This window comes from Butyricimonas sp. BSD2780061689_150309_C8 (genome assembly GCF_015560935.1).
Lineage (GTDB): Bacteria > Bacteroidota > Bacteroidia > Bacteroidales > Marinifilaceae > Butyricimonas > Butyricimonas paravirosa.
The window spans coordinates 367,802-393,753 of sequence record NZ_JADMSV010000001.1 but is presented as its reverse complement, the minus strand read 5'-3'; the positions used below and the strand labels follow the sequence as shown (position 1 = coordinate 393,753).

The window sequence follows — 25,952 nt, the reverse complement described above, 5'->3', positions numbered from 1 at the left end:
GTGATTACCAGTTTATTCGAAGTGAAACATACGGGATAAAGGGGAGCATGACCTTGGATTTCGGGATAATCTTGGTCAGGTTGTCCGCACTTTCTGCTTGAAAATAAACGAACGAAGGGTTCGATTGGTTATATACGTTGTAGGCTCCGACGCTGAGTTTGAACAAGAGGTTCTTGCCGCCGAATTTATAGTCGAGGCTGGCATCCAGCCGGTGGTTGTTGGGTAATTTGTAGTTATAGCGATCCGTGTACACGGGGATAAGAATGGGTTTGTCATCGTTAAACTCCGTGATGTTCTGGGCGATGACCATTCCCTTGGGAAAGGTCGTGTAAACCCCGGACGAGAAGGTCCAAAGGGTGTTCAACAGGAGCCGGGGCGAAATCTGATAGGAGAAGTTGATCATGACGTTGTGTTTCACGTCGTACGGGGGATTAAAGGCTTTCCCGTTATTGATTTCCGCGAATTTGCGCTTGGATTCGGAGAGCGTGTAATTGGCCCGCATGTATAGGGCGTGATGGTTGAGCGTGAGGTCAAATTCGAGACCTTTGGCATGGCCTTTTCCTTGAATTTGGCGATTGCTTAGGGCGGAATATTCGGTTTGAATGTCCGAGGCGAAGTCTTTCACGTTACGCATGTCCTTGTAAAAAATGCCCGCGTAGAAGGATAATAATTGTCCGATCTCTTGATTAATCCCGATGGAATACTGGTGACAGGTGGCGGGTTGGGTTCCTTTTGCGAGGGGATACCAAATGTCGATCGGGGTTTTAACCGTGAAATAGGGGTAGAGGCTTAAATATTGAACCGTCTTGGCGTAATCCGCCCAGATGGTGAATTTGTTGACCGTGTAACTGATTTTTGCCCGGGGCGAGAAGGTATGTTCCCGGGTTTCTCCCGCGTAAAATTGATAATTTCCTCCCACGTTTAAGGAGAAGTTTTGATTCAATTGGTAGTTTATATCTAGGTATAATTCATATAGATTGAAGTCTTTGTCCGAACTTTTTATTAGAAGATTTTGGCTGTCGTCGCTTTTGTTGGCAGTTTCGAACCGGGAGTATTCAAATTTTGCCCCGCTGTTTAGGTTCAATTTATCCGAGAGTCTACGGGAATAGGTTGCTTGCCCGAGAAGGGCGTAGTTGCGATTTCCGCCTCCCATGGGAACACTGCCGAAGGCGTCACCCTCGCTGTACGTGTTTTTCCCACCGAATTGGAAATCCCATTGCTCGTTGGCATTGGGCGTGTAGGAGACATTCACGTTGCCGGAAAAGGTGTGCCAGTCGAAAATGTATTGCACGTGTTCGCTGATCTTCATTTTCATGTGGTCGAGGGAGAACAGTCCGAAGGCGGTCATTCTCCATTTATCGGAAAGACGTGAATCAATGGTTGCGGTAATATCACTGAAGGAGTACTCCGGCATGTAGTTAGGATTCGTCTTGTCGTCCATGGACCGGTTGTATAACCGGGAGATATGTTGTAAATAAGAGGTCCGGGCAGAGGCGGCAAAGGACGTATGATTTTTGATGATCGGGCCTTTGGCTTTCAGGGCGGAAGAGACAAGTCCGAGAGTCAGCTCTCCCTCGTGTTCGTGCTTGTTTCCCGGTTCGGGGCGCATATTGATGTAGGAGGATAAAAAACTGTTGTACCGGGCGGGGAAGCCGCTTTTGAAAAGGGTGGAGTTGTTCAGTATGTAGGGGTCGAACGTGGACAGGATTCCCGTGAGGTGGTCCGGGTAGGCGATGGGCATATTGTTGATGAGAAATCCGTTTTCGTTGCTGTTTCCACCTCGGACGTAGATGCCGGAATTGAGCGCGTTTGTCGTCACGATGCCGGGCATGGTGGCGAGGTATTTCAGTACATCCTGTTCGCCGAGAATGGCCGGAATCCGTTCGATCCCCTTGATGGAGGAGAGGATTCGCCCGCTGGCCGGAAGGGCCGTGACGACGACTTCTTTCAGGTTGTTCTGTTTGTTACGCAAGGTAATGACGAAGGGTGCGTCGCTTTTGTTGAGTTTGTAAGTTTCTTTTTTATAGTTGACGTGTGAAAATTCCAACGTGCAAGGGATGGGACATTCTAACCGGAAGAGACCTAGAGAGTCTGTCGTGGAGCCTTTTTCGCTCTCGACGCAATAGATGTGTACCCCGTTGACCGGTTCGCCGGAGTGGGCTATAACTTTCCCCACGATGACCGTTTGGGCGTCAAGTGATATGGAGATGAATATAAATAAGATTGCAACCAATTTGCCCATATACACGCATTGTGAGTTCGAAATTTCACAAATGTAGTAAACAAATCCCTTTATGCCTTATGGTTCATGTGAATAATTGTTGTTATTTTGCAGGGTATCTATTAAAATTTGATCATGGGAATATACGTGCATGTACCTTTTTGCCGGAGTAAATGTTTTTATTGCGGGTTTTATTCGGTGGCATCATTGACCTTGAAGGAGGCATATCTGGGGGCTATCGAACGGGAGATCGTTTTAAGGAGGGGGTATTTGCCACGGCAGGAAATGAATACTTTGTATTTCGGGGGAGGTACTCCTTCTTACTTGAAACGGGGGGAGCTGGAACGAATTATTCGGAAGTTGGAGGAAAATTATTCGTTCGCCCCCGGTATGGAGCGAACCATCGAGTTGAATCCCGAAGATCTGGTGCCGGAAAGATTGCAGGGAATAAAGGATTTGGAGTTTAACCGGTTAAGTATCGGGGTGCAATCTTTTTCGGATGAACAATTGAAACGAATCAATCGGACGCATTCGGCCCGTCAGGCGATGGATGGAATCGCGCTTGCTGCTGGCATGGGATTTGATAATATAAGCATGGATCTGATTATTGGTTTGCCGGGGCAGACGGAGGAGGAGTTGTTGAGAGATGTGGAGAAGGCAAGTTGTTTACCAATAGTTCATTTATCCGTGTATATGTTAAGTATTGATTCAAATACGGTATTTGAACATATGGTGAAACGAGGTGAGTTCCGGTTGGAGGATGAAGAGGTGATGGCCGGGCGTTATCAGCGGGTGTGTGAACGGTTGAAAGAGTTGGGCTTTGAACATTATGAAATTTCCAATTTTGCCCGGAACGGGAAGTACTCCCGGCACAATACATCTTACTGGCAACAAAAGCCATACATTGGTTTCGGCCCTTCGGCTCATTCTTATGACCTGCATTCCAGACAATGGAACACGGCGAATTTGAAAACTTATATAGATCATTTAAATGAAGGAACGCTTTCATTTGAAAAAGAGGAATTAAAACCTATTGATTTATATAATGAATACGTGATGACGAGCTTGCGGACAATGTGGGGCATGGAGAAACAAAAATTGGAGAGAGATTACGCCATGTTTTGGGAACAGGTGCAGGAACAAGTCCGGAAATACGAGCGTTCCGGGGATTTGGTGGAGGAAGGAGGAAGGTGGAAAATCAGCGAGACCGGGTGGGTAATTTCAGACGCGATTTTGAGTGATTTATTCGTGGTCTAGTTTTTTACATGAAAAAATACTATTTTTGCGGTTGTAAGTTTAATATTTAAATGTTTTTCAGATGAAAACGAGTAGAATGTCAGTCAAAGAACTGTTGCAATCAGGAGATTGCGGTAAAGAGGTTGAGGTTAAAGGTTGGGTAAGAACCAAACGTGGTAATAAACAGGTGAATTTTATCGCGTTGAATGACGGCTCTACGATCAATAATATACAGGTGGTGGTTGATATGGAGAAGGTGGCCGAGGAGGTGATGAAGAAAGTAACGACCGGGGCGGCTATTCACGTGAAAGGTTTGCTCGTGGAGAGTGCCGGGAGCGGACAGGCTTGCGAGATTCAAGCGAACGAGGTGATCGTGATGGGAGAGGCTGATCCGGAAAAGTTCCCGATTCAACCGAAGAAGCATAGCTTGGAATTTTTGCGTGAGGTGGCTCATTTGAGATTCCGCACGAATATTTTCGGGGCTGTTTTCCGTATTCGTCACGCGATGGCTTTTGCCATTCATCAATATTTTAACGATCATGGTTTCTATTATTTGCATACCCCGTTGATCACGGCCTCGGATTGCGAGGGGGCGGGAGAGATGTTCCGGGTGACGACGCTTGACCCGAAGAATCCCCCCTTATTGGAGGACGGAAGTGTTGATTTCAGACAGGACTTTTTCGGTAAATCAACTAACTTGACGGTGAGCGGTCAGCTGGAAGGTGAGCTGGGTGCCATGTCGCTGGGTAAGATTTACACGTTCGGGCCTACCTTCCGGGCGGAGAATTCAAATACCACGCGCCATTTGTCGGAGTTCTGGATGATCGAGCCGGAAGTTGCTTTCAATGATTTGGAAGATAACATGGATTTGGCGGAGGATTTTTTGAAATACCTGATCCGTTATGCTTTGGAGCATTGCATGGACGATTTATTGTTCTTGAGCAAGCGTTTGCAGGAAGAGGAGAAGGATAAGAAAGCCGAGGAACGTTCCATGGAGTTGATCGAGAAGTTGCAATTCGTGTTGAACCATGAATTTGAACGGGTTACTTACACGGAGGCTATTGATATATTGAAAAACAGCAAGCAAAATAAGAACGGTAAGTTCCAGTATCCGGTGACAGGTTGGGGTGTGGATTTGCAGAGTGAGCACGAGCGTTACTTGGTAGAGAAACATTTCAAGAAACCGGTGATTTTGACGGGTTACCCGAAGGAAATCAAGGCTTTCTATATGAAACAGAACCCGGACGGAAAGACGGTTGCTGCGATGGACGTGCTTTTCCCGCAAATCGGAGAGATTATCGGGGGGTCACAGCGCGAGGAAGACTATAACAAGCTGGTGACCCGTATGCAGGAGGTTGGGATTCCGGTTTCCGCAATGTCTTGGTATCTGGACACGAGAAGGTTCGGTTCCGCGGAGCATAGCGGATTCGGACTTGGGTTTGAACGTTTGTTGTTGTTCGTGACCGGAATGGGGAATATACGTGACGTGATCCCGTTCCCGCGGACACCGAAGAATGCCGAGTTTTAAGAATAATTTGAAATAAATAGAAGGATGCTCAAGCAAAATTTACAACAGAAATTAGGATTAAAAATCAATCCGTTGCAGATACAGCTGATCAAGCTGCTTGAGCTTCCTACCTATCAACTTGAACAGAGGATTAAGGAGGAGCTGGAGTCAAACCCGCTTTTGGAAGAGGGGGAGGAGAAACCAGAGCCGGAGGTTGATATTAAGGAGGACGGGGATGAGGTGGATTATGATGAGAATTCGCAGGAAGAAGATAATTACGAATCTTCGGAGGATGAGTTTTCTTTAGATGATTATATCAGTGATGAGGATGATATTCCGGACTATAAGTTGACAGCATCGAATGCCTCGAAGGATGATGATGCACGGGAGTTCGTGCTTTCCGGGGGGATTTCTTTTCGGGAGAATCTGGTGGAACAGTTGGGGACGCAGCACTTGGGAGAGATGGATCGTAAGATCTGCGAGTATATCATTGGTAATATAGATGATGATGGTTATCTGCGTCGGGACGTGGAGAATATCGTGGATGATCTTGCTTTTGGGGCGGGGATCGAGGTGGACGATGAGAAGATTGAATCTTTGTTGCGTGTCGTGCAGCGTTTCGATCCGGCAGGAGTGGGGGCGAGAGATTTGAGGGAGTGTCTGTTGCTACAGGTGAAACGACGCTTGGCGGAGACTTCCACACCGGCTTTGATCAATGCCCGGATTATATTGGAGAGTTATTTTGAGGAGTTCTCGAAGAAACATTACGAGAAGATTTCCAAACGGATGAGGATTTCGGACGAGGAGTTGAAGGAGGCGGTGGACGAAATTTTGAAATTGAATCCCAAGCCGGGCGGACAGATTTCCGATTCTTCGGTTCCGGGAGCCGAGAAGATTATTCCTGATTTTAACCTGGATATTGTTGACGGGGAATTACAGTTGAGCTTGAACACGGGGGATATTCCCGAGTTGAGGTTGAACAAATCATACGTCAATATGTTGGAGGATTACCAGAAGAATTCGAATTCCCGAGAGAAGAAAGATGTGGTGTCTTTCGTGAAATATAAGCTGAGTTCTGCTCGTTCGTTTATTGATGCCGTGCAACAGCGAAATAACACGCTGATGTTGACAATGACGGCTATCGTGCAGTTCCAGAAACCATTTTTCCAGACGGGGGACGAGAGCAAGTTGAAACCGATGATTCTCCGGGATATTGCTGATATTACGGGATTGGATGTTTCTACTATTTCGAGGGTTTCTAATTCTAAGTATATACAGACTTGGTTCGGTATCTACTCTTTAAAACAATTCTTTTCGGGAAGTATGCCGACAAGTAGTGGAGAGGAAGTTAGCACGGGCGAGTTGAAGAATGTGTTGAAGGAAATCGTGGACGGCGAGGATAAACGCAAACCTTACACAGATGATGAGTTGGTGGAATTAATGAATAAAAAAGGTTACCAGATTGCCCGCCGGACGATTGCAAAGTATCGTCAGTTGCTGGATATTCCGGTGGCCCGACTTCGTAGGGAAGTTTAAAAGCCATAATTTTAAAATATGAAAGTACTTGCTTTTGCAATATCCATACTGTTTCATCCTTTGTTGTTGCCTTTGTACGTGTTGTTTATCACATTTAATACAGGAACCGTTTTTACTTATATTCCGGCATACACGCAGAATATGTCTTATTTGTTGACCTTGCTGGGGGTGACGTTGATTCCATTGCTTTGCTTGCCGTTGTTAAAATGGTTGGGGTTGATTGAGGGGTACCGTCTAGTGCAGAAACAAGATCGGGTGTTCCCGGTGCTGGTGACGATCGTGGGGGCTTTTGTCGTGTTTTATTTTTCCCGTAATTTGCCTTATTCAAATATCGTGAGACAGTTTTACCTGATTATGGTAATCATGCTCTCCGGCTTTATGATCGTGACGATTCGCTGGAAGATCAGTATGCACATGACAGCTATCGGGGCTTTGTGTGGCTTTGTTTTTATTCTGGGAATGAAGTACTTGGGTGATGTGATTAACTTGTTGCCTTTGCTGATTCTGGTTTCCGGCCTTGTTGCCTCTGCCCGCTTGTATCTAAAACAACATACCCCTGCCCAAGTGTATGTCGGGTATATTTATGGTGCCGCAGCCGTGGTGGCTATCATGTATTAATAAAGCATGATCCATATATCGCTTTGTCCCAGTTGGGTGGCGAGTAGATCCCTTTGTTTCGTGGCTTCCTGTTTATCCGTGTAATTCGCAATACTGACACGATAACGCTGGTCTTTGGTAATGATCTGTGCGTTTTGGAAACCTTTGGCTTTTAGTTGTGTCACGTCTTTTTCTGCTAGATTTTCCCGGGGATGGCTGGCCACGATGATATGATAACTTCTTGTATTTGTTTTCTTGATGTTTTGTTCTGTTCCTTGTTGCTTTCCTGTTTCCTGCCGGGATGGGGAAATCTTCATGTTTGATGCAATCGTTGTGTTATTGTTATCTTGCGAGTTTTTTTGCCTGATGGTATCAAGGGAGACGGTGTTTCCCGAAAGAGAGACCGGAAGGTTTCTTTTCACGTTGACGGTAGTCAGGTTCTTGGAATTCATTTTATCCCGTTGACAGCCAACGAACGGCAACATCAGGACGAATGACAGGAACAATACGAGTTTCATGTTACTTGCGTTTATTTTATTTGATAGATCCAGGTCTCTTCTTTACCGGGGATTTTGTGAATTTTTCTCACGGCAGCGATAGCCTCTTTCTCGGTCTTGTACCCTTCGTAAGCCACGAGGTAAAGATCCCTGCTATAAGGCATGATTATGGCGTTTGCGTAACCTTCCTTGTGTAGCTTGTCGTACATGCGGTCTGCATTATCTTTGATGCGGAAACAGCCGCCGACAAGGAGATATTCCGGGGCTTCTTTTACCACGGTGGTCTCGGTTACCGTTTTTGTTTCCGTTACTTGGATGGTGTCTTTTATAAGGACAGCCTTGGTCTCTACTTTAACCGCTTCTTTTTGCGTATTCGTGTTTCTTACCTTCTTTTTGTCTTGACATCCGGAGATTGTAACCGCTAGGATGACAAGTGTAAATAGTAGAATCGTTTTCATGTTTGACAACGTTTTGGTTAATCATGCCAAGATACAAACAAATTTATTGTTAGTAAAGTATTTTCTTCTATTTTTGTGGTGAAAGTGTCGAATTGTAACCAGTAAAAGAGTTATTATGAATAAATTTATCGGAGTATTGTTGATTTTGGTTCTTGCCGTTTCGTGTAAGAATGAAACAGAACCTATCGTGAAAATTACCACGGAGTACGGGGACATAAAGATTCGTTTGTATGACAAAACACCCAAGCATCGGGATAATTTTTTGAAATTGGTGGATGAAAAGTTTTATGATGGATTGTTGTTTCACCGGGTGATTAATCATTTTATGATACAGGGCGGAGACCCGACATCGAAGAATGCAGGGCCGGACGTGATGTTGGGTGAGGGAGACGTGGATTACCGGATCGACGCGGAGTTCGTGCCGGAGTATTTCCACAAGAAAGGAGTGCTTGCGGCTGCCCGAGAAGGGGATGATACCAATCCGGAACGTAAGTCTAGCGGGGCGCAGTTTTATATTGTTCAAGGAAAGGTGTATTCTCCGGAACAGTTGGAGGCTACCGTGAAGAGTATCAATGAAAGGCGTAAGATGGCGTTATATGGACGATTGAAGAATCAGTACAAGGATGAATTTACCCGTTTGCAGGAGGTAAACGATACGGAGGGTATAGTCGCTTTGTCGGAGAAACTAACCCGGGAGTGCGACAGCCTGTTTGTCAACGCGGAGTTCGTGCTGACGGAAGAACAGAAAAAGGTTTACACGACAGTCGGCGGGACTCCCCACTTGGACGGGCAATACACGGTCTTCGGCGAGGTAATCGAGGGGCTGGAAATCGTGGATAAAATCGCCGCCGTGAAGACCAGTGAATGGGACCGCCCGGTGGAGGATGTGATGATTAAGAGGGTGAGGGTGGCGAAGTAGGGGGGGACTATTTTCTTGGTGTGCATATTCTCGTTTAATGGGTTCGTGTTTGTTTTATGTTGATTTATAATGAAAATAGTATGGAATAATGGGAAAGGATTGATTTTAAAGTATATAAGTTTTTCAAATTACAATCTGCAACCTTAGACTGGCTACAAATATAGAAAACTGGCTATAGATGATATGTGATTATGAAATAAGTATTGTCATGTTTTCTATCATATAGAGAAATTCTATGACTATAATTGTTCGTATTCGTATCATGGAAGTGTTTGTAGTAATGTGCCGTTTTGATTGTTTGATTAAATGTGGTAACTGAAAAAGCCCGTCAACCCTGATGTTGGATTTTCCAAGGTCGTCAAGCATACTTTTGATAACATTCTCAAAATCATGGATATTATGGTGTTTTCCCGAACTTCCATTCATCCGCTTTGAACCATTTACAATAATGATGATAAACTGCACCATAGGTTAGTACTTTACCACTGAACAAGGATTCTACGGGAAGAAGAGCCCATTGGCATCCGGTCTTGAGTTTGTATAAAATGGCATTTAACATCTACGAGACAACTTTGAGTGACATAACCGCATTTTGCTTGGAAAGATGGGGCAATATTTCGTTTTTTATCGTATTTTTGGCAAGCACAGCGTACATAGGATTTTCTTTATATATGACTTTGGTCTCCCGTAATATGGGAAATAATCCGTTTGGTACACTATGCTGACATTTTGATAAAAAATTAAGAATCTAACATAAGTTTAAATCACTTCATTATTGTGATAATAATTAATGTTACTATGAAACGAATAATTTATTTATTAATATCTTTTCTGTTTTTTGCATGTCAAGATTATTTGAGTGAAAATTTCTGCGAGCAAAAATTATTCTCTTATGGAGGGGATAATGAATTTGCTAAATCTTTTATCGATAAGGCTATTCAATCTTCTGAATGTTTAGAGCAAATCAAGGAAAGTATCGGCAAAAACTCAACATTGCTATGGGAAGAAACGATGTTTGGGTTTAGTGGAATCTATCAATTACATTACACGATTCCAGTGTTAAATATACATCAGCAACGTGTTGAAAGTTGTTTGATTTTTGAAGTTGCGAATAATGGAACTCTACAATTTAAAGAGTTGTTAAATAAAGCAAGATTAAACGAAATTCCTGTACATGAACGTTTTTTATATTCTTTGAAATTTTATAAATTGAAATTGAGAGGTGTCAATGTACCTGTAGCAATGTATGAGTTTGCTTATCGATTAAATGGGAGTATGATGAGAGTCAATCATGAATTTGTGGCGTTGAGCCGTTCCGCTGATGGTGAAGTTTATATATCAATGACGTTTGATATAGATTATCGTAGAAATGATATTAAATATCCAGATCGTTTTGGCAAACTTGCGGATAGTGATATAGCGGATGCTATAACTAACGCTTTTAGGCTAATGGCAAGTGATATGTATATATATGGAAATTTAGTAAAATATGGAGGGGGGCGCATAGAATTTAGATTAAATTCTGCACATGGTAATATGTTTTATTCTGAGGTGGTGTATGCCGTTGAGGCTTTTATTGACTATTTTGAAAAATGCTTGGCTGATTTCTTTTATTTTTCAATTCCTGAAATAAGCTATCAATATGTAGTTTATTTTTCTGACGGCTCTATTTCTGGTGGGGGAAATTCAACATCTTTACCTAATCCAGAGCTTGGTGAAGAGCCAAATTTTATAATGCCTTCTGTAGATCTTACTATTGTAGATAACTTTGTTCCATATAGGACTTCTGGAGATTGTATGAAAGGATGTAAGGAAATTATGTCTAATTATGGTTTTGATGCTGGTAGCCCAAATAGTGTGTATCAACTAAAGATTGAATTGAATGGGAGGCTTGAGAATTTTAGTAGTGATCCTTGGGTAGTTCATATGCAGGCTTTAGAGTGTATAGATATTCATTTGGAACAAGGTCGGCCAGTAGTTGTGGGGCTTAATACTGAAATAGGACGAGGTATAAATGAGGGAACAACAGATCATTTTGTGGTTGTTACAGGGCGGGGATATGATTATGATTTGGGATTGTATTATTATATTTATATGGAAACAGGAGTGTCTGAGTTGAGTGAAGGATGTGATGCTACACAAAATAGACTTTATTGGGATCCAGTTTCTAATGAATTTTATGACCCGAGTAATTATAATGGCGAAAGAGTTGACGTAACCCAGGTAAGACCTAATGATGGTAGAACGTGGAGTGGAACTATTGCTGTTTGGGAGGTTAATAAATAAATTAAAAAATGAAAATTATGAAAGTATGGTTATCTATCGTGTTGCTTTTCTGTATAGGTTTATCCGGAAATTGCCAGAAAAACACTTTTGATTTAAAATGTAAATTTGAAGTAATAAAAGAGACCTCTTTACCTTACGAACGAGTTTTAACAGATAAGGGGCAAAGAAATCCTAGTTATGGGCTTGTTGCCGATAAGGAAATCCCTTGTTCTTTATTATTTGAATATATGGATTTTGGGGGTACTATTAAGACAACTTGGACAAGTGGCGGTAGTATTTTTAGGTTATTTAAACCGGAATCAAGCGAGTTTGTTCTTGTTGTAGCTAAAATAGGTGTTTCTGAATGCACTAAACACCTATTAATTACATATGATAAAGAGGGAAAGATGATAGATTACATTGAAGTAGAAATAGGTTTTGTTAGGAGGGGGGAATATACAAGTTCCAAGCATTGGAGAATTGATAAGAATTTGCAGATACAAGTATGTCAAGTAAAGCCGATATCGTCTGAACCGATACTTTTTTTTGATAAGTACTATCAATTAGACTCCATACAGGGACAACGAATAGATACTTATTACAAGATAGATAAGTCTGGTAAGTTTCAGCAAGTGAAGCAGGTGAAGTACAAACCGAGAGAGTATGATTGTACATTTTTTAAGAGTAAGAATATATGGAATAGTGGAGATGTGGCTTTGGAAAAATAGTATTTAGGTCACAATTTGTGACCTAAATACCTGTTATCTTTTTTATCTCATTTAGTTTGTTCAAGGCTTCAAGCGGGGTCAGGCTGTTGATGTCCAGTCCGGCTATTTCATCTCGAATTTGTAATAACACGGGGTCTTCTAGTTGGAAGAAACTGAGTTGAATGCCTTCTCTTTCGTTTCCTATTTTAGCGACGTTCTTTTGTATCGCACCGCTTGAATTACGGTCGTTCTCGAGTTGTTTCAGTATCTCGGACGAACGTTTGATGACGGATTGCGGCAAGCCTGCCATTTTACCGACCTGTATACCGAACGAGTGGTTGGACCCCCCTTTTACCAGCTTCCGAAGGAACACGACCTTGTTGTTTACCTCTTTTACCGATACGTTGAAGTTCTTGATTTTCGGATAAGAGCGTTCCATTTCGTTCAGTTCGTGGTAGTGGGTAGCGAAAAGGGTCTTTGCCCTGCTTTTCGGATTTTCGTGTAAAAACTCGACAATGGCCCAAGCGATGGAAATACCGTCATACGTGGAGGTTCCTCGTCCAAGCTCATCGAATAGTACAAGGCTTCGGTCGGAAATGTTGTTCAAGATGTTGGCAGCCTCGTTCATCTCGACCATGAAGGTGGATTCCCCCAAAGAGATGTTGTCGGATGCCCCGACGCGGGTGAAAATCTTATCGACATACCCGATCTTTGCCGATATGGCGGGAACAAAACATCCGGCCTGTGCCATGATCACGATGAGCGCAGTTTGGCGTAAAAGTGCTGATTTACCCGCCATGTTGGGCCCCGTGATAATGATGATTTGTTGCTTATCGTTATCGAGGTAGAGATCATTGTCGATATAGTTTTCTCCCGGAGGTAATTGGCGTTCAATGACCGGGTGACGTCCCCCTTTTATGTCGATCACGAAGGATTCGTTGATCTCCGGTCGATGGTAATTATTCGTGATTGCTATGTTGGCAAACGAGATTAGTGCGTCAATGTGAGAAATGATACGGGCATCCAACTGTATCGGTTTGATATAGGAGGCTGCCGCTGCCAGCAAAGTGTTGTATATATCGCTTTCCAATTCTTGAATCCGGTCTTCGGCACCAAGAATCTTTTCCTCGTATTCTTTTAGTTCGGGAGTGATGTAACGTTCCGCGTTGACAAGGGTTTGTTTGCGAATCCAAGTGTCGGGAACCTTGCTCACGTGAGTTTTGGTCACTTCGATATAATAGCCGAAAACATTGTTAAAGCTGATCTTCAATGTAGGTATTCCTGTATTCTCTATTTCACGTTGTTGCATCTTTAGTAGAAGTTCTTTCCCGTGAGAAGAGATTTCCCGTAATTCATCCAGTTCTGTGTTAACTCCGGGGGCGATGACATTCCCTTTGTTGAGCATCGAGGGGGCATCTTCCCTGATCTCGTGGTCTATTCTTTGGCTTAATACTTCGCAATCATCCAGTTGTTGCGTCCATTTGGCAAGAACTTCATTGCCGGTAGATAAGCATTGTTCTTTCAACGGTTTGATGGCTTGTAACGCAATTTTTAGTTGAACCATTTCTCTCGGAGAGATGCGGCCGACGGCGATCTTGGAGGCAAGGCGTTCCAGGTCTCCAATGGTGCGGAGAATTTGTTCCAGTTCCAAACGTTCCGTTTCGTGATGCACGAAACATTCCACGATGTCCAAGCGTTCGTTTATGTCTGCCGGTTTCTTCAAGGGCATACACAGCCAGCGACGTAAAGCGCGTGCGCCCATCGGGGTGATGGTGCGGTCAATAATGTCAGCTAGGGAGCGTCCTCCCTCGTGGAGGGTGTCTAAAATTTCGAGATTACGTAGCGTGAAACGATCCAGTAGGACACAGGTCGATTCGTCGATACGGGAGATCGAGGTGATGTGTCCTACAAGCTCGTGTTTTGTCATGTCGAGGTAGTATAAAACGGCTCCCGCGGCGGAAATGCCGCAGTCCATTTTATCAATCCCGAATCCTTTTAATGATGATACTTCGAAATGTTTTTTGAGACGATCTGTTGCGGACTCTGTTTCAAAGAACCATTCTTCGATCGGGTAAGTGTAGTATTTTGTCCCGAAGAGTTCGTTAAACCGGGTTTCCGAACCTTTAGGGTATAGTACTTCTTTGGGTTGGAAACTGTTTAATATCTTATCCATGGTGGCGGGACTTCCTTCTGTGGTTAGGAATTCTCCCGTGGAAAGGTCTAACAGGGATAGCCCGGCTTTGGTTTTCGTGAAATACACGGCAGCCAGAAAGACGTTGTTTTTGTTGTCGATGGTGTTTTCGTTATAGGAAACCCCGGGGGTGACGAGTTCAATAACCCCTCTTTTTACCAGTTTCTTGGTTTTTTTCGGGTCTTCCAGTTGTTCACAAATGGCTACCCGTTGGCCGGCTCGTACCAGTTTGGGCAGGTACGTGTCGATGGCATGATAAGGAAAGCCGGCAAGTTCCACGTCTCCGGGAGAGCCGTGGGAGCGTTTGGTGAGCGTGATGCCTAGTATTCTGGATGTTAGAATGGCATCTTCGCCGAAAGTTTCGTAAAAGTCACCCATCCTATATAATAAAATCGCATCGGGGTATTTAGCTTTTGCCGAATAATATTGTTGCATAAGCGGCGTCTGTTCTTCTGACTTTGTTGCCATTATGTTGTATTTATTGTCTGTTATTAAATTTTAATTACGTGTTTTCACCTCCCAAAAGTAAATATTTTGATCGAGATTTGCTTTAAAACTTCGCAAACATTGTGTAATTTTGCCTAGGCTAAAAAGGGGAATGACGAAATTTAGTGAGTGTAGAAGAATAACCTGTCGTGTATTTTTTTCGTATTGAATATGGAGACGGGTAGGGGGATAGCCGATTAATAAAATAGTGTATATGGAAAATATATTGGATGCATTGGCAATTTACGGGTATTCAAATTTGGAGGATCGGATCGAATTTGAGCTGGATGGGGTGATCGAGAAGGAAATTGCTCCGGCTTATTGTAATGAGAATTTTGAATTGTGTGTTTCATGTATGGATTATACTTCGCTGAAGGTGACGGATACGGAGAAATCAATCATGACTTTCGTTTCTGAATTATTGAAGAAATTGAAGAAAAACACATTGCCGGATGTGGCATCAGTATGTGTGTTTCCCCGGTTTACTTCTCTTGTGAAGGAAAATCTGGCCGGAACACCGATTAAAACGACGATCGTGGGAGCTTGTTTCCCGGCTGCACAGACGTTTTTGGACGTGAAGTTGGCTGAATGCAAGGCTGCTATCGCGGCGGGAGCGGATGAGGTAGACGTCGTGATTTCCGTGGGGGATGTCTTGGAGCGTAATTACGAGAAGGTGTATAAAGAGTTGGTTGCTATTCGTGAGGCTTGTGCTGGGGTTATTTTGAAGGTGATCTTGGAAACGGGCGAGCTGAAGACGATCGAGAGCGTGTTCAATGCTTCATTGATCGGGGCTTACGCGGGAGCTGATTTTATTAAAACATCTACCGGGAAGGTTCCGGTAAATGCTACACCGGAGACGGTTTACGTGATTTGTGAAGCCTTGCGTCAGTTCCATGCACAGACCGGGAAGATGGTCGGGATTAAGGTGGCCGGTGGTATTACGAAGATTCAGAACGCGATTCGTTATTTGACGATCGTGAAACATATTTTAGGCGAGCAATGGCTTACGCCTGCTTATTTCAGAATAGGAACGTCCCAATTACTGGAAGATGTTCTGAAAGAGATGAAAACGGTAAAAATTAATGGCTGAAAGTGAAAGCTTTCAGCTAATTATTTGCCAAGTGAGAATGATCTTTTAAGATGGTTTCCACGAATTCCAGTGGAATCATGGATGTTTCAATTCCTGTTACTTCTTTAATCTTTTTCGTGAGAGGGGCCAGTAGGGCGTAATTGTTGTTTTTGTGTACTTCCCGTAGCACATCCTTGATGATCTTGATGTCTTTGTCGGACAAAAGAGCGGCTTGCTGAAAGACGACCTGATATTCTTCCGGGGCCTCGAATTCACTGATTTGTTTTAACGTGACTGCTTTTTCGAGTTTTATTACCGTGGTTCCTGCCGCCATGTCACCGAGTCTTTGCATTCGTTTGGAGGCGATGATCGAGATGACGGCGATGGCACCGCTTGAGATGGAAATATCTATTAAGCGGAAGACCCAGCGGAGCATACAATCCCAGAAAGTGAGTTTTTTGCCGTTTAGTTTCACGACTTGGATACGCATGGTGTATTTGCCAAGGCTGCGGCCGTTAAAGACGGCCTCGCAGAATAGATGATAGGAAGCGATGATCACCGCGAGAATGACGAAAAACCAAGTAGGGGAGGCTACCATGCTGAAGAGGCCGATAAACATGAGACCCAACATGAGTAGTCCGAACTGAAAGGCACCATCAATCAAGGTTGCTAGGATGCGGTCTAGCACGCCCGCGGGAATATAATCAATGTCAACGTTGTGAGCTGTACTGATAGAAATGTTCATGATAAGTATAAATATTTCCACAAACATACATTTTTTTTGAATAAATGCATTATTTTTATCACAGGAAAAAAGTGTGGTATTTAGAATGAAAGAGGCTAGATTTGTAAGTCAGAACAAGGAGAAATGGGGAAAAATGGAAAATGTAAGCCATCTGGATACAGATACTCTTGCCTCTAATTACGTGATCCTTTCCGATGATCTCTCCTATGCCAAAACGTTTTACCCGGGCAGTGATGTGGTGAAGTATTTGAATCAGTTGATTTCTGTTTACCAGATCAATATTTACGGGCAGGAGAGATCGGAGAAAAAGGGGATTCTTTCCTTTTGGGTGCGGGAGTTTCCGCTGTTGCTCTATCGAGAGAGGCGGACGTTGTTGTTTGCTTTTCTTTTTCTTCTGTTTTCGGCATTGATCGGGGTCTTCTCCACGGCGAAAGACGATACTTTCGTGCGCTTGATTCTGGGTGACGCATACGTGGACAAAACGTTGGAAAACATCGAGAACGGGACTCCGATGGGGATTTATTCGTCCTCGAACGAGGTGGATATGTTTTTTATGATTACCGCAAACAATATTAAGGTGGCTTTCGTGGCGTTTGTTTTCGGTATCTTTTTTTCCGCGGGAACGTTATGGATTCTTTTCTCGAACGGGGTTATGCTGGGGGCTTTCCAATACTTCTTTTTCCAGCACGGGCTTTTGTTGCATTCGGTGATGTCCGTGTGGGCGCATGGGACTTTCGAGATAACGTCTATTATCATAGCCGGGGGAGCGGGGCTGGTGATGGGAAATAGTTTCCTGTTCCCGGGGACGTACAAGCGCTCGTACTCGTTTCGGAATGGGGCCTTGCGGGGCATAAAGATTGTTACCGGGCTGATTCCGTTTTTTATTATCGCTGGGTGGATTGAAAGTTTCATCACGCGTTATGCCGATACTTACCCGGTGGTAGGGGCCGTGGCAATCATCCTTTCGCTGGGAGGCGTTATCGGGTATTTTGTTGTTTATCCTTATTATTTACATAAAACAGAGACCAATGGAAAAGATTAATTTGAGCGTGCAGCGTTCTTTTTCGGATTTGATTACCGTGACGATTAATTTCATGAAACAGGAGTTTATTCCTTTTATCCGGGCTTTTGCCGTGATCGGGTTTCCCATGATTTTGCTGATGCTTTTTTTCATGAAGGATCTGTTGATGGGGGTTTTTGATATGTCTTTGCACCCGGAGGCTTATTACGACGTGAATAATTTTGGAGATACGATGTTGCGAACCCTGTTCACGTCACTGTTTGGGGTGCTGATGATGCTGTGGGTGCAATTGTTTGCTATTTCTTATTTGCGGGTTTACTGGGATCATTATCAAGCGGGGATTGAGGAACGGATCACGATTATCGAAGTTTTTAGAGTCATGTTGAGGAAATTCGGGGTGTATCTTGTGTGGTCTGTTTTCTGTGGTTTGGTTGTTTTTATCGGTTTCTTGTTCTTGTTTGTTCCCGGAATATATATCGGAATTTCGTTTACTTTCGGATCATATTTGCTGATATTAAGGGATAACGGACTCGGAAAAATTATCTCGGAATCGATGGCTATGGTGAAGGGAAATTGGTGGAAGACTTTCGGGTTTATTCTCGTGATGTACTTGTTGGTAGGTGTTGTGGCTTATCTGTTTGGTATTCCTTATATGTTTGTGATGATGTCGTCGGCTTTCACGGGGGCGATTCCCAATATTTACGAGATTACTTTCTCGTTGCTACTCTCTTACTTGGGACAATACACGTTATACACGGTTTTGTTTGTCGGGGTCGGGATGCTTTTCTTTTCCCGTTCGGAAGAGATGGAACACACGACTTTATTAAGCCAGATTGACCAGTTGGGGGCTCAACCCGAGAAAAAGGCGGATGAAGAGGCTAATTAAATATATTATTCTATTCGTGTTTGTTTGTGTCGGGAACGTGACATGGGCGGAAGAAGGGGAGCGGGAGTCTTCGCTCTTTCCGGATTCTTCTTATGTTTTGCGGGGCCCGAAAGCTGATTTCTTGGAGAAATACAGGAAAGATGCGGCTTTTGATTACACGATGAATATTGAAGATTCGCCTAGTATATGGGACTGGATAAAACGTTGGATTCTGGAGCGTTTGTTTCGGATCAAGGTTTCGGAGGGGTCAATGCAGACAATGGATATTATTTTAAAAATTGTATTGGGTCTTTTTGCCTTGGGTATCGTTTACCTGCTCGTGAGGAATAGGGATAAATTTCTTTTCCGCAGGCGGGAGACCGATTTTCCCCCAGAGGATTCCGTGGAGTATACCGGGGAACAGGAAGCGGATTCTTTCGTGCGGTTACTGGCGAAAGCGGAGCAGGAGAATGATTACGTGTTGGCAATACGGGTGAGTTATTCTGCTTTGTTGCAAATGTTGGATAAAAAAGAGGTGATTCGTTGGGATGTTTCTAAAACGAATCAGCATTATATTTACGAGATAAAGAATGAAACGTGGAGCCGTCATTTCGAGGAGGTAAGCCGTATATTTGATTGTGTTTGTTATGGCGAGTTTCCCGTGGATGAAACCGCTTATCGGAATATCAAACGATATTTCACGGAGTTCAGGAAGGAGGTGGAAGGATGAAACGGCGCCAAAATGTATTGATTGTTCTTTTCGTGATCGCCATTATGGCTGTTTACACGGGGTATGAGGCTAATAAACCGCAACCGATAGATTGGAGTCCTAATTTTTCTATCAGCAAGAAGAGTCCTTATGGGACGTATATTATTAAAGATGCTTTGCCTTATCTATTTCCGGAAGGAGAGGTGTCTTTTGCCCGGATGTCTGTACGGGAACAATTGCGTGTGGGTAGAATACCTTTCTTGAAGACCTATTTTTTCGTGAGTCCCTTTTTTAAGATTGTTCCGGGAGATCTGGAGGCCGTGTTGGAAGAGGTGGAAGGCGGAGGTGCGCTTTTTATATCGGCAGAATTTATTCCCGATACATTGTATTCTTACGTGGGTGTTTCAGGAATGAAAAGGATTCAGAACGGGAAGGATTATTTGCGAGGCTTTGAAGATAAAGGTTATCCTTTCAGGGCAACTCACCGTTATTTTGAATTGAAGGAATCTTTTGACGGGGAGGTTTTAGGATATGTCGACACGATCAAGAATCCCAATTTTATCCGGATGAATTACGGGGAGGGGGTTATCTACCTACATTCGAACCCGATGGCATTCACGAATTTCTTCTTGTTGGATTCGGTGAATGGGGATTATTACCAGAAGGCTCTTTCGTTTCTTCCCCCGGATGCGAACGTGGTGTGGGATGAATACCTAAAATCCGGGGCAGAGGGGCAACAAACTCTTTTCCGGGTGATATTCAGGTATCCCGCGTTGAAGTGGGCGTATATTTTGTTGATATTGGGGGCGATACTATACGTTTTGTTCCGGACAAAACGGGAACAGCGTCCGATTCCGGAAATTCGTCCTTTGGAAAATCGGACATTGGAATTCGTGTCGGTTGTGAGTTCTCTGTACTACAAGCAGCGGGATCATGTTGCTATCGCGAATAAACGGATCAATAGTTTTCTGGAAGAGGTACGTTATAATTATAAATTGCGTACGGAGGAACTGGATAGTTCTTTTATAGATTTGTTGTCGGAACGATCGGGAGTTGCACGGGGTAGCGTGGAAGGCCTGATTTTTTTGATTATCCAGATTCGGAAGACCGAGCATGTGGATGAAGACCAGTTACGTGAGCTGGTGAGATATATAGAACTGTTTAAAACTAAAAGCTAAATAGATTATGGAAGATCAGATAAATTTTGAGTCCAGAATAGATTTCACGGATTTAAACGAGAAGATCACCCGAATACGGGAACGGATGGGTAAGGTGATTATCGGTCAAAAGGAAGTGGCCGATTTGTTGCTGACGGCGATGCTGGCTGACGGACATATTTTGATCGAGGGTGTTCCGGGAATTGCCAAGACGTTGATGGCAAAGGTTATGGCCCGGATGTTGGATGTTACTTTTAACCGGATTCAGTTTACGCCGGACTTGATGCCGAGTGATATTCTGGGGACCTCTGTTTTTCTTCCGGCAGTAGGGCGCTTTGAATATCGGAAAGGACCTATTTTCTCGAATATCGTGTTGGTGGACGAGATCAACCGGGCTCCGGCAAAGACACAGGCGGCTTTGTTTGAAGTAATGGAGGAAAGGCAAATCACGAATGATGGGGTGGAATACCGGATGGATTATCCTTTCGTGGTGGTGGGGACGCAGAACCCGATAGAACATGAAGGTACTTATCGTTTGCCCGAGGCTCAGCTGGACCGTTTCCTGTTTAAGATTAACGTGACTTATCCTTCCGTGGCGGAAGAGATCGAGGTGCTTGAGTTGCATGATCACGGGGCTATCGCTCGTTGGCAGGAACTGGAACCCGTGTTGAGCGTGGAGGCGTTGAAGAAGTTGAGAACACAGGTTGCTCAAGTGCGTGTAGATTCGAAGATAAAATCCTTTATCGTGAATATCGTGGATGCTACTCGTAAAAGCGGTTGGCTTTACCTGGGTGCGTCTCCCCGTGCGTCGATCGCTTTAATGAACGGGGCTAAGGCCTTCGCAGCTATTCAAGGACGGGATTTTGTCGTTCCGGACGATGTTTTGTATTTGGTAAATCCGGTATTGCGACACCGGGTACAGCTTTCTTCCGAGAAGGAGTTGGAAGGCGTGACTGTTGATCAGGTAGTGCAACAGATAGTGTCTAAAATAGAAGTTCCAAGATAGTGCAAATACTTAAAGATACATATTTATCCCGCCGTTTTTTCCTGATATTGATGTTGGGAATATTCGCTTTCGTGATGGCTTACGTTTTCCCGTTACTTTTTATCTGGGTTGCGGGGGCTTTGCTGACTGTGCTGTTGCTGTTACTCGTGGAGTTATTCGAATTGTACAAGCGAGTGGACGGGATTGATGCTTCGCGGGTGGTGGCGGATAAATTGTCTAACGGGGAAGAAAATCCGGTTGGCCTGGTACTAAGAAATCGTTATCCGGTGAGTGCTTGTCTTCGTGTGATTGACGAGATCCCGGTGGAATTCCAGAACCGGAATGTCTTGTTCCGGTTGAAGGTGAATGCCGGAGAACAGCGGGAGATCCATTACACGTTACGTCCTACAAAACGAGGTTCTTATAATTTCGGGAAGATTCGGGTATTCGTGTCCGTGCGTTTTGGGTTGGTCGAAAGGCGTTATTCTTTTCGTGCGGATCAGGATGTGGCGGTTTATCCCTCGTTTATGATGATGCACCGTTATGAGTTGATGGCTTACGGGAATTACCATTCGGAGAATGGAGGCATCCGTACCCGGGCTCTCGGGGGAAACATGGCCTTCGAACAGATTAAGCCTTATGTGACGGGCGATGATCCCCGCACGATAAACTGGAAGGCCACGGCGAAATATAATCATTTGATGGTGAATACCTACACGGAAGAGCGGTCTCAACAGATTTATTGTCTGGTGGATAAGGGACGTGCGATGCAATCGCCTTTTAATAATATGACGATGTTGGATCACGCGATAAATACGGTCTTAACTTTGTCGAATATTATATTGAAAAAAGGGGATCGGGCCGGGTTGATCACGTTCTCGAATAATTCTCGGAATTGCGTGAAGGCCGATAACCGGGTGGGCCAGTTAAATCGGATAAGTGAGGCTTTGTATCGTTTGGAAACACATTATCAAGAGACTGATTTCGAGAAATTATACGTGTCGGTGAATCGACAAATCCCGACCCGGAGTTTACTGATTTTGTTTACCAATTTTGATACCGTATCTGGATTACGACGTCATTTGCCTGCATTACAGCGCTTGGCGGCACGGCATCTCGTGTTGGTCATTTTATTCGAGAACTCTGAATTAAATAAGGCTTTGGAGCGTCCCGTACACAATCTAAAGGATGCATATTTCGAAACCATTGCAGCGGGATTTGCCACGGAGAAACGACAAATGGTCCGGGAATTAAGTCAATTGGGTATCCGAGTGATACTCTCTAAACCGGAATCTCTGACGGTGAATAGTATCAATAGTTATTTGAATCTGAAGGAGCGAAAGTTGATTTAAAACTTCCGCTACTACTTCTTACCGAATAGTCGATAAGTGATACCCGTGGAAATTGTTGTTTCTTTTCCCAGAAAGATAGTTTCAAATTTGTAATGAATGTGGTGGCAAAATTCGATCTCGATGCCAGTGGTCATGTTCCAATCGTGTATATTTTTTAATATAATAGCATCCAAAATTCCGCCATGAGGTTGTAACGGTCCTTCCTCTGACGGGTGTATTTCCGCAAATATTTGTTGCAGTGTTGGTTCATCATAGTAGGCTGCGTAATGATTTTTAAATTTTATATGATTGTAAGTTGCCCCGGCATATATCTCTATATTCTTGATCCAATTCTTGTTACTCGTGGCGATGTATCCTAGCTTCGGGGTTATGGTTTGAAATATTGATTTATTACTGATCTCATCAAAATGGTTCCAATATATGGTATATTCGATCTGAGGCTTGAAGTGATGATATATAAATTCACTTTTTGTGCCGCATCCATAAATCCATCCATCTGTTTTTATGCTTTGGGAAAAAGGAGGTAAGTCGATGTAATTGATTTGAAGAGCCGCATTTAGTTTGCTTTCATCAAAAATCTTTCCTCCTAGGACATATATGTTTAAGAAAGGGAAAAGCCAGTAATCCACTTGCAACCGGATTGTATTTGTGATGTTCTTTTTTATTTTGTAGTCCCTAGAGTAAGATTCTAATAATTCACCGGCTTGATCGGTAGTAAAAGGGTATCCCTGGGCAGGAATGTATCCTATTACAGTTTGGATCGAATAATCGTGGTCGTATTTTCGTCGGTCGTAATAGATCGATATGCCTATTGGAGATTTACTCTTCCATTGCGTATAGGTCTCCGAGTGTATACTTGTCTTTTTTTGTGCTGTGGCCGGGAATAACATACTTATCCCCAACATGAAGAATAATAGCCGCCTCATAAATATGCTTTTGATTTATTTATGCAAGTATACATCTTTTTTTAATGAAGAGTATAAATATTCTTCAGTTTAACTTTAAAAAATCCTACATAGGATGTTTTTATTTTATTTCTTTGCTTTCTCCTTCAGCGAGAATGTCTATTTTAGGTTCCTGAAAAGTCTTGTTTGTCGTGTGTTTGTCCAGCGTTAGTAATAATGACGGTAGAAGTATCAGGTTAGATAGCATGGCTGCCAATAACGTGATGGAGACCAAAATACCCAATGCAACCGTACCACCGAAATCGGAAAGAGCAAAGATGCCGAATCCGAAGAACAGGATGATAGCATTGTAAATCATACTTTGTCCTGTTTCTTGTAGGGCCAGTACAGCGGAAGATCGTATACTCCAGTTTGTTCCTTGTAATTCTTGACGGTATTTAGCGAGATAATGGATCGTTCCATCAACGGAAATTCCGAAAGCGATGCTGAATACTAGAATCGTGGATGCTTTGATCGGGATGCCGAAGTATCCCATGATGGCAGCCGTGATGATCTGTGGAATGATATTGGGGATCAAGGCAACTAGTACCATGCGCTTACTCTTGAACATCCAAGCCATAAAGAAAGCAATGAGAACAATAGCTAATGCGAGTGAGGTAAAGAGATTAAATACAAGATATTGAGTCCCTTTAAAGAAAATAATACTTGAACCGGTAACTTTCACCGTGTAGCGGTCATTCGGGAAGTATTGTTCAACGATATTGTATAGCTTGTCTTCTTTTTCCTGCATTTTTTTGGTCCCGATGTCTTTTACCCGGAAACTGAGGCGCACCCGTTGGAAGGTGGAGTCAACGAAAGAGTTTGCTTGTCCGCCAATTTCTCCCGTGGATTGGGAGGCATATTTCAAGATGAAATTTTTGGTCATATTTGTCGGGAGCTTGTAATAAGAGGGTTTCCCGTTATAGAACGCCTGATTGGCAAATTTGATGACTTCAATGAGGGAAATGGGTTTGGAAATATCTTCGTCTTTGGATAATTCCTCGGAGAGTTTATCCAGTTTTTGGAGGTTAGGTAAGTTCAGTACTTGCTTGGGTTTTCCGAAGTCAACAGTTACTTCTAGGGGCATTAATCCGTCAAAATTTTCCTCAAAGAAACTTAGGTCTTGTCGAATCGGGTCTGTTTCTTTCAAATCGTCCACCATATAACCCGTGGATTTCATGAGAGTAAGTCCGATAATTCCAAGGATGACAACGGAAATGGCAACTCCGTACACGACATTCCGACGATTTAAGATAAGTTGAGTGACACGCTCCAGTGTTCCGGTTACCGTTTTATTGTGCAAGTGTTTGATTTGTTTGCTATCCGGTTCCGGCATGAAACTGAATCCGCAAGGAATCATGACCAAACACACAAGGTACACGAAAGTGATACCAATGGAGGCGGTTATTCCAAATTCCACGAGGATTTGACTTGAGGTCACGATGAAAGTTGCAAAACCGGCAGCTGTGGTCAAATTACTTAGGAATGAGGCATTCCCGATCTTTTGAATCATGCGTTGCAAGGCCTTGATTTTATTTCCGTGACGATCGTATTCCGCATGAAATTTGTTAATCATGAATACCAAGTTCGGAATACATATCACGATCAACAGAGGTGGCAACATGGCGGTGAGTAGCGTGATTTTGATGCCTAGCATGGCCATAACACCGACCGTCCAACTGACACAAATCAGCACAATCAATAAACAAAAACCGATGATGCGGAAGGAACGGAAAAACAGGTAGAGGATGAATGTCGTGATCAATAACGACAGGATGATGAACATGTACATCTCTCCTTTGATGTTTTCTGCGTTGACCACCCGGATGTAAGGAAGTCCCGAATAGTGCATCTGGAGGTTATGTTTTTCCGAGAAATGTTCGGTAATCTCTAAAATATCCTTTACTAATCCTACCCGTGCAGGAGAGTTCATCACATCAGCGGAGACGGAAACCATCATTCCATAGATGTCTTTCTTTTTGTTGAACAGCGTTCCGTCGTAGAATGGAAGATTTTCAATGATATTCACTAAGCTGTCCAGTTCCCGTTGATCCTTGATATGGTTGGGAAAGATGGGTTGGATGTCAAATTTTTTATTCAGTGTGTCCTTGTGAAGATTGAATGAATGGGTAATATCCACGAGAGCCACGATGCCATGAAGAGCTTTCAGGCTATCGCACATGCTGATCCAGTCATTCATTTTGTCGAGCTGGTAAAAGTCTTTGTCCTGTATGGCAAAGACCATCACGTTTCCTTCCTGTCCGAATTTCTCGTGAAAATCAAGGTAGTCTAGGTATGCGCTATCCGTGGCTGGTAACAGGTTCGAATATTCATATGACATTTCCACTTTAGGGATTTGAAATCCCATGAAAACGGTGATAAGCAAGACCCCAACAATAAAGGCCACCCGGTTACGAAGAAGAATCCCTGCAATCTTAATCCACATGATATTTTTTATTTGCGCATTTGTTGGCAAAAGTAGGAT

Annotated in this window: 21 protein-coding genes and 1 pseudogene; 14 read left to right on the top strand and 8 right to left on the bottom strand. The window is 43.4% G+C overall.

The features are described 5' to 3' along the window. Nucleotides 1-4: 4 nt before the first annotated feature. Nucleotides 5-2,242, bottom strand: coding sequence for a TonB-dependent receptor domain-containing protein (locus I2I33_RS01510; RefSeq protein WP_087419184.1), 2,238 nt, complete (start codon nt 2,240-2,242; stop codon nt 5-7). Between the two features lie 114 nt (nt 2,243-2,356). On the opposite strand from I2I33_RS01510, the gene hemW reads away from it, so the two are divergent. The 4 genes from hemW to I2I33_RS01490 all read left to right on the top strand — a co-directional run bounded on the left by hemW (nt 2,357) and on the right by I2I33_RS01490 (nt 7,118). Then, nucleotides 2,357-3,478, top strand: a complete 1,122-nt coding sequence (gene hemW / locus I2I33_RS01505) for a radical SAM family heme chaperone HemW (RefSeq protein ID WP_087419183.1) — start codon at nt 2,357-2,359, stop codon at nt 3,476-3,478. Between the two features lie 61 nt (nt 3,479-3,539). Continuing rightward, complete coding sequence (gene asnS / locus I2I33_RS01500) at nt 3,540-4,985, top strand: asparagine--tRNA ligase (protein ID WP_204247525.1); 1,446 nt, start codon at nt 3,540-3,542, stop codon at nt 4,983-4,985. A 24-nt stretch (nt 4,986-5,009) separates the two neighbouring features. Beyond that, a complete protein-coding gene (gene rpoN / locus I2I33_RS01495) occupies nt 5,010-6,500 on the top strand; it encodes an RNA polymerase factor sigma-54 (RefSeq protein WP_087419181.1) in 1,491 nt (496 codons plus the stop codon). Nucleotides 6,501-6,518: 18 nt separating this feature from the next. Continuing rightward, nucleotides 6,519-7,118, top strand: a complete 600-nt coding sequence (locus tag I2I33_RS01490; RefSeq protein WP_229128145.1) for a PAP2 family protein — start codon at nt 6,519-6,521, stop codon at nt 7,116-7,118. Here I2I33_RS01490 and I2I33_RS01485 read toward each other — a convergent pair. Together I2I33_RS01485 and I2I33_RS01480 are read right to left on the bottom strand one after the other, a co-directional pair. Then, entirely contained in the window at nt 7,115-7,615 is a 501-nt protein-coding gene (locus tag I2I33_RS01485) for an SPOR domain-containing protein (protein WP_087419180.1), read from the bottom strand. The two genes, I2I33_RS01490 and I2I33_RS01485, sit on opposite strands and share 4 nt — an antisense overlap. 11 nt (nt 7,616-7,626) lie before the next feature. Further along, on the bottom strand, nt 7,627-8,052 hold the full coding sequence (locus I2I33_RS01480; protein WP_087419179.1) for an SPOR domain-containing protein: 426 nt from the start codon (nt 8,050-8,052) through the stop codon (nt 7,627-7,629). 115 nt (nt 8,053-8,167) lie between these two features. On the opposite strand from I2I33_RS01480, the gene I2I33_RS01475 reads away from it, so the two are divergent. Next, nucleotides 8,168-8,971 (top strand): peptidylprolyl isomerase, encoded by an 804-nt coding sequence (locus tag I2I33_RS01475; protein WP_087419178.1) that lies wholly within the window; start codon nt 8,168-8,170, stop codon nt 8,969-8,971. Between the two features lie 318 nt (nt 8,972-9,289). Here I2I33_RS01475 and I2I33_RS01470 read toward each other — a convergent pair. Next, a pseudogene (locus I2I33_RS01470) lies at nt 9,290-9,626 on the bottom strand (transposase); the annotation flags it as partial. A 143-nt stretch (nt 9,627-9,769) separates the two neighbouring features. On the opposite strand from I2I33_RS01470, the gene I2I33_RS01465 reads away from it, so the two are divergent. Together I2I33_RS01465 and I2I33_RS01460 are read left to right on the top strand one after the other, a co-directional pair. Beyond that, on the top strand, nt 9,770-11,257 hold the full coding sequence (locus tag I2I33_RS01465; protein ID WP_087419177.1) for a hypothetical protein: 1,488 nt from the start codon (nt 9,770-9,772) through the stop codon (nt 11,255-11,257). A gap of 17 nt (nt 11,258-11,274) precedes the next feature. Then, nucleotides 11,275-11,964 (top strand): hypothetical protein, encoded by a 690-nt coding sequence (locus I2I33_RS01460; RefSeq protein ID WP_140402522.1) that lies wholly within the window; start codon nt 11,275-11,277, stop codon nt 11,962-11,964. Between the two features lie 22 nt (nt 11,965-11,986). Here the strand turns inward: I2I33_RS01460 and mutS are convergent, their stop codons facing one another. Continuing rightward, nucleotides 11,987-14,602, bottom strand: a complete 2,616-nt coding sequence (mutS, locus tag I2I33_RS01455; RefSeq protein WP_087419175.1) for a DNA mismatch repair protein MutS — start codon at nt 14,600-14,602, stop codon at nt 11,987-11,989. 232 nt (nt 14,603-14,834) lie between these two features. Between mutS and deoC the strand changes: the two genes are divergently transcribed. Then, the gene (deoC, locus tag I2I33_RS01450) at nt 14,835-15,710 is read left to right on the top strand and encodes a deoxyribose-phosphate aldolase (protein ID WP_087419174.1); all 876 of its coding nucleotides are present in this window, start codon (nt 14,835-14,837) and stop codon (nt 15,708-15,710) included. Between the two features lie 16 nt (nt 15,711-15,726). On the opposite strand, the gene I2I33_RS01445 is transcribed toward deoC, so the two are convergent. Continuing rightward, nucleotides 15,727-16,455, bottom strand: coding sequence for an RDD family protein (locus I2I33_RS01445; protein ID WP_229782354.1), 729 nt, complete (start codon nt 16,453-16,455; stop codon nt 15,727-15,729). Between the two features lie 64 nt (nt 16,456-16,519). Here I2I33_RS01445 and I2I33_RS01440 point away from each other — a divergent pair, with 64 nt between their 5' ends. The 6 genes from I2I33_RS01440 to I2I33_RS01415 are packed head-to-tail and all read left to right on the top strand — an operon-like array spanning nt 16,520 to nt 22,523. After that, the gene (locus tag I2I33_RS01440; protein WP_087419173.1) at nt 16,520-17,476 is read left to right on the top strand and encodes a stage II sporulation protein M; all 957 of its coding nucleotides are present in this window, start codon (nt 16,520-16,522) and stop codon (nt 17,474-17,476) included. After that, nucleotides 17,463-18,341: a hypothetical protein gene (locus I2I33_RS01435; RefSeq protein ID WP_087419172.1), complete on the top strand. Its 879-nt coding sequence runs from the start codon at nt 17,463-17,465 to the stop codon at nt 18,339-18,341. The genes I2I33_RS01440 and I2I33_RS01435 overlap by 14 nt, the downstream gene beginning before the upstream one ends. Further along, nucleotides 18,325-19,050 (top strand): DUF4129 domain-containing protein, encoded by a 726-nt coding sequence (locus tag I2I33_RS01430; RefSeq protein ID WP_087419171.1) that lies wholly within the window; start codon nt 18,325-18,327, stop codon nt 19,048-19,050. Before I2I33_RS01435 ends, I2I33_RS01430 begins: the two co-directional genes overlap by 17 nt. Further along, a complete protein-coding gene (locus I2I33_RS01425; protein WP_087419170.1) occupies nt 19,047-20,207 on the top strand; it encodes a DUF4350 domain-containing protein in 1,161 nt (386 codons plus the stop codon). Before I2I33_RS01430 ends, I2I33_RS01425 begins: the two co-directional genes overlap by 4 nt. Before the next feature lie 7 nt (nt 20,208-20,214). After that, complete coding sequence (locus I2I33_RS01420; protein WP_087419169.1) at nt 20,215-21,192, top strand: AAA family ATPase; 978 nt, start codon at nt 20,215-20,217, stop codon at nt 21,190-21,192. Then, nucleotides 21,192-22,523 carry a DUF58 domain-containing protein gene (locus I2I33_RS01415; protein WP_087419168.1) on the top strand — a complete coding sequence of 444 codons (1,332 nt, stop codon included), beginning with the start codon at nt 21,192-21,194 and terminating at the stop codon, nt 22,521-22,523. The genes I2I33_RS01420 and I2I33_RS01415 overlap by 1 nt, the downstream gene beginning before the upstream one ends. A gap of 11 nt (nt 22,524-22,534) precedes the next feature. Here I2I33_RS01415 and I2I33_RS01410 read toward each other — a convergent pair whose 3' ends face one another. Next, nucleotides 22,535-23,449 (bottom strand): hypothetical protein, encoded by a 915-nt coding sequence (locus I2I33_RS01410; RefSeq protein WP_087419167.1) that lies wholly within the window; start codon nt 23,447-23,449, stop codon nt 22,535-22,537. A gap of 100 nt (nt 23,450-23,549) precedes the next feature. Further along, nucleotides 23,550-25,913: an efflux RND transporter permease subunit gene (locus I2I33_RS01405; RefSeq protein WP_087419166.1), complete on the bottom strand. Its 2,364-nt coding sequence runs from the start codon at nt 25,911-25,913 to the stop codon at nt 23,550-23,552. Between the last annotated feature and the right edge of the window lie 39 nt (nt 25,914-25,952).

Coding starts and splice junctions, on each gene's coding strand:
- I2I33_RS01420 (WP_087419169.1), top strand. CDS start 20,215: ATGGAAGATCAGATAAATTTTGAGTCCAGAATAGATTTCACGGATTTA.
- hemW (WP_087419183.1), top strand. CDS start 2,357: ATGGGAATATACGTGCATGTACCTTTTTGCCGGAGTAAATGTTTTTAT.
- I2I33_RS01410 (WP_087419167.1), bottom strand. CDS start 23,449: ATGAGGCGGCTATTATTCTTCATGTTGGGGATAAGTATGTTATTCCCG.
- I2I33_RS01435 (WP_087419172.1), top strand. CDS start 17,463: ATGGAAAAGATTAATTTGAGCGTGCAGCGTTCTTTTTCGGATTTGATT.
- I2I33_RS01480 (WP_087419179.1), bottom strand. CDS start 8,052: ATGAAAACGATTCTACTATTTACACTTGTCATCCTAGCGGTTACAATC.
- I2I33_RS01440 (WP_087419173.1), top strand. CDS start 16,520: ATGAAAGAGGCTAGATTTGTAAGTCAGAACAAGGAGAAATGGGGAAAA.
- I2I33_RS01485 (WP_087419180.1), bottom strand. CDS start 7,615: ATGAAACTCGTATTGTTCCTGTCATTCGTCCTGATGTTGCCGTTCGTT.
- I2I33_RS01460 (WP_140402522.1), top strand. CDS start 11,275: ATGAAAGTATGGTTATCTATCGTGTTGCTTTTCTGTATAGGTTTATCC.
- I2I33_RS01430 (WP_087419171.1), top strand. CDS start 18,325: ATGAAGAGGCTAATTAAATATATTATTCTATTCGTGTTTGTTTGTGTC.
- mutS (WP_087419175.1), bottom strand. CDS start 14,602: ATGGCAACAAAGTCAGAAGAACAGACGCCGCTTATGCAACAATATTAT.
- I2I33_RS01490 (WP_229128145.1), top strand. CDS start 6,519: ATGAAAGTACTTGCTTTTGCAATATCCATACTGTTTCATCCTTTGTTG.
- asnS (WP_204247525.1), top strand. CDS start 3,540: ATGAAAACGAGTAGAATGTCAGTCAAAGAACTGTTGCAATCAGGAGAT.
- rpoN (WP_087419181.1), top strand. CDS start 5,010: ATGCTCAAGCAAAATTTACAACAGAAATTAGGATTAAAAATCAATCCG.
- I2I33_RS01425 (WP_087419170.1), top strand. CDS start 19,047: ATGAAACGGCGCCAAAATGTATTGATTGTTCTTTTCGTGATCGCCATT.
- deoC (WP_087419174.1), top strand. CDS start 14,835: ATGGAAAATATATTGGATGCATTGGCAATTTACGGGTATTCAAATTTG.
- I2I33_RS01405 (WP_087419166.1), bottom strand. CDS start 25,913: ATGTGGATTAAGATTGCAGGGATTCTTCTTCGTAACCGGGTGGCCTTT.
- I2I33_RS01465 (WP_087419177.1), top strand. CDS start 9,770: ATGAAACGAATAATTTATTTATTAATATCTTTTCTGTTTTTTGCATGT.
- I2I33_RS01475 (WP_087419178.1), top strand. CDS start 8,168: ATGAATAAATTTATCGGAGTATTGTTGATTTTGGTTCTTGCCGTTTCG.
- I2I33_RS01510 (WP_087419184.1), bottom strand. CDS start 2,242: ATGGGCAAATTGGTTGCAATCTTATTTATATTCATCTCCATATCACTT.